Origin of the sequence: Sphingomonas sp., from assembly GCF_026460985.1 — a bacterium.
GTDB lineage: Bacteria > Pseudomonadota > Alphaproteobacteria > Sphingomonadales > Sphingomonadaceae > Sphingomonas.
This window is the reverse complement of the sequence record NZ_JAPKNM010000020.1, coordinates 1-3,287: the sequence shown is the minus strand read 5'-3', so window position 1 is coordinate 3,287 and position 3,287 is coordinate 1. Positions and strand designations below refer to the sequence as shown.

Sequence of the window (3,287 nt, the reverse complement as noted above, 5' to 3'; positions counted from 1 at the left end):
CCCGCCAGCTCCTCACGCCCGGCGAGGTGATGCAGCTCCCGGCCGCCGACGAGATCGTCATGGTCGCGGGCGTGCATCCGATCCGCGCCAAGAAGATTCGCTACTTCAAGGATCGGCGGTTCACGGAGCGGGTGCTGTCGCCACCGGACCCGAAGGCCGGCGTCGGTCAACCGCGACCCGACGACTGGAGCGCATTGGCACCGGTCTCTGCGCCACCCATGCCCGATCCACCGGAATCCAAAGAGTCGAAGAAGCCGAAGAAGAAAAAGGCCGGCAAGAAAAAACAAGATGCCGACGATGATGCCGCGAACGCGGACCTGCGCCGCGAGCCGGAAATCGAGCGCCATGTCGACATCGCGCCTCCACCCAGCCCGGAGCCTGCCAACGAGTTCGAGCTGGATGAGCCCGATGCCGATGCTGGACGGCAGGCCACGGTTCGGCGCCACATGCAGGATATGGCGCAGCAGGCGTCGCTCGATCCCGACGACGGCATCGAGCTATGACCACCAAGACGCCGTTCTCGGTCTATCTCGACCCGGAGGTGATGGAGGCGCTCGCTGCCTACGCGGATCGCCGCGGCAAGTCGCGCTCTCTGGTCGCCGAGGCCGCCATCGCATCCTTCCTCTCGCCCGACGCCGACGAACAGCGCGAGGCCGCTATCGCCAAGCGGCTTGACCGGCTCGACCGCCGCCAGACCCGGCTTGAGCGTGATGTCGGGATTGGCGTCGAAATGATCGCGCTGTTCGTCCGATTCTGGCTGTCGAACACGCCACCGCCGCCCGAAGCGGAACGGGCCGTCCTGCGCCGTCAGGGCGGCGATCGCTACGACGCCTTCATCGAGGCGCTGGGCCGCCGACTCGCCAAGGGTCCGAAGGTCAAACAGGAAATCGGCGAGGACTTTGCGCCTCAAGAAGAATAAGCAAACTACGCCAGTTTTTGTATCTCTGCGCCAGACTACGATGACCACATTTCTTTGTTGAATCTCGATTTCTTCTGCCTTTCTTGATGTTCCCCTGATGCCGGGCGGTGGTTCGCCCGGCCCAATTCAGGGGCTATCTCTTGTCCATCCACCCGATCCGATCCGAGGCGAATGCACGCGGCGCGCGAATGCTGCGCACCGCTCTCGGGCCGTCGATCGCCGCCTGGCTCGATGATGCCGCCGTCATCGAGGTGATGCTGAACCCGGACGGCCGCCTTTGGGTCGATCGGCTGGGCGAGGGGATTTCCGACACCGGCCTCACGCTGACCGCGCAGGACGGCGAACGCATCGTGCGCCTGGTCGCCCACCATGTCGGCGCCGAAGTTCATGCCCGATCACCCCGCGTCTCGGCCGAGCTGCCGGAAGGGGGCGAGCGGTTCGAGGGCTTGCTCCCGCCCGTAGTCGCTGCGCCGGCGTTCGCGATCCGCAAGCCCGCGGTCGCCGTGTTCACGCTCGATGATTACGCGACAGCCCACATCATGTCGGCCGCCGAAGCGGTCGTGCTGCGCGATGGCGTCGCCAGCCGCGCCAACATCCTCGTCGCGGGCGGCACCGGCAGCGGCAAGACCACGCTGGTCAACGCGCTATTGGCGGAAGTCGCCAAGACGACCGACCGCATCGTCCTGATCGAGGACACGCGCGAGCTGCAATGCGCCGCGCCCAATCTCGTCGCCATGCGGACCAAGGACGGCATCGTCTCGCTGTCCGATCTCGTGCGTTCGTCGCTGCGCTTGCGGCCTGATCGCATCCCCATCGGCGAGGTGCGCGGCGCCGAGGCGCTCGATCTCCTCAAAGCCTGGGGCACGGGCCATCCCGGCGGCATCGGCACGATCCATGCCGGCACCGCGCTGGGGGCACTGCGCCGCATGGAGCAGCTCATCCAGGAGGCCGTCGTCACGGTCCCGCGTGCGCTGCTGGCCGAGACCATCGACCTGATCGCGGTCCTGGTCCGCGACGGCCACGGCCGGCGCCTCGCTGAGCTGGCCCGTGTCGAAGGGCTCGACGCCGCGACCGGCGACTACCGGCTGACCTCTCTCACACCCGCACCCCAAGGAGATACACCATGATCCATGCCTTGTCGGGCCGCGCACGTCGCGCCGTGCTCGCCGCAACCGCCAGCCTCGTCGCCTTGACCACTGCCGTTCCCGCCTATGCGTCGGGATCGTCGATGCCGTGGGAAGCGCCGCTGCAAAGCATCCTCGAAAGCATAGAGGGGCCGGTGGCGAAGATCGTCGCGGTCATCATCATCATCGTCACCGGCCTGACGCTGGCGTTCGGCGATACATCGGGCGGCGCGCGGCGCATGATCCAGATCGTTTTCGGCCTCAGCATCGCGTTCGCAGCCAGCTCCTTCTTCCTGAGCTTCTTTTCGTTCGGCGGCGGGGCGCTGATCTGATGGACGCTGGCGACCCGATCGCGGGCTTCTTCGCCCCCGTCCACCGGGCGCTGACCGAGCCGATCCTGCTCGGCGGCGCGCCCCGTGCGCTCGCTATCGTCAATGGCACGCTGGCGGGCGCCATCGGCCTCGGCCTGCGTCTCTGGATCGCCGGCCTGGTGATCTGGGCGATCGGCCACGCGATTTCGGTCTGGGCCGCGCGCCACGATCCGCAGTTCCTCGACGTGGCCCGGCGGCACCTTCGCTATCCGGTGTGGATGCGGCCATGATGTCCTTGCGCGAATACCGCAACAAGGCCGCGCATCTGGCCGACTTCCTGCCCTGGGCGGCGCTGGTCGGCGAAGGCGTCGTTCTGAACAAGGACGGCAGCTTTCAGAGAACGGCGAAGTTTCGCGGCCCCGATCTCGACAGCGCGACGCCCGCCGAGTTGGTCGCCACCACCGCGCGACTCAACAATGCGCTGCGCCGCCTCGGCTCGGGCTGGGCCATCTTCGTCGAGGCGCAGCGGACGCCCGCGCTCCATTACCCGGAATCGGTGTTTCCCGATCCGGTCTCGGCGCTGGTCGACATGGAGCGGCGAGAGCAGTTCCGCGAAGCGGGCAGCCACTTCGAGAGCGCCTATTATCTGACCCTGCTGTGGATGCCGCCCGCCGAGGAAGCCGCGCGGGCCGAAGGCTGGCTCTACGAGGGCCGCTCGACGTCCGGGGTCGATCCGTGGGAGTTGCTCAAGAACTTCGCCGACCGCAGCGACCGCGTGCTGGGTCTGGTCGAGGGCTTCGTGCCCGAGGTCCGCTGGCTCGACGATGGCGAAACCCTGACCTACCTTCATTCAACGATCTCGACCCGGCGCCAGCGCGTGCGCGTCCCCGAGACGCCCATGCACCTCGACGCGCTATTGGCCGACGAGCCGCT

General features: G+C 67.4%; 5 protein-coding genes and 1 pseudogene. All 6 read left to right on the top strand.

Annotation, left to right across the window (positions count from 1 at the left end):
* Positions 1-503: type IV secretory system conjugative DNA transfer family protein (locus MT490_RS04335; RefSeq protein WP_297384601.1), on the top strand; the 503-nt coding region annotated here is incomplete at its 5' end.
* Entirely contained in the window at positions 500-919 is a 420-nt protein-coding gene (locus MT490_RS04330; RefSeq protein ID WP_119036611.1) for a ribbon-helix-helix protein, CopG family, read from the top strand. The genes MT490_RS04335 and MT490_RS04330, both read left to right, overlap by 4 nt.
* A gap of 140 nt (positions 920-1,059) precedes the next feature.
* Complete coding sequence (gene trbB, locus MT490_RS04325) at positions 1,060-2,046, top strand: P-type conjugative transfer ATPase TrbB (protein WP_208633303.1); 987 nt, start codon at positions 1,060-1,062, stop codon at positions 2,044-2,046.
* Complete coding sequence (locus MT490_RS04320; RefSeq protein ID WP_208633302.1) at positions 2,043-2,375, top strand: TrbC/VirB2 family protein; 333 nt, start codon at positions 2,043-2,045, stop codon at positions 2,373-2,375. The genes trbB and MT490_RS04320 overlap by 4 nt, the downstream gene beginning before the upstream one ends.
* Positions 2,375-2,644, top strand: coding sequence for a VirB3 family type IV secretion system protein (locus MT490_RS04315; protein ID WP_208633301.1), 270 nt, complete (start codon positions 2,375-2,377; stop codon positions 2,642-2,644). Before MT490_RS04320 ends, MT490_RS04315 begins: the two co-directional genes overlap by 1 nt.
* Positions 2,641-3,287 (top strand): annotated as a pseudogene (locus tag MT490_RS04310) (conjugal transfer protein TrbE); the annotation flags it as partial. The gene MT490_RS04315 and the pseudogene MT490_RS04310, both read left to right, overlap by 4 nt.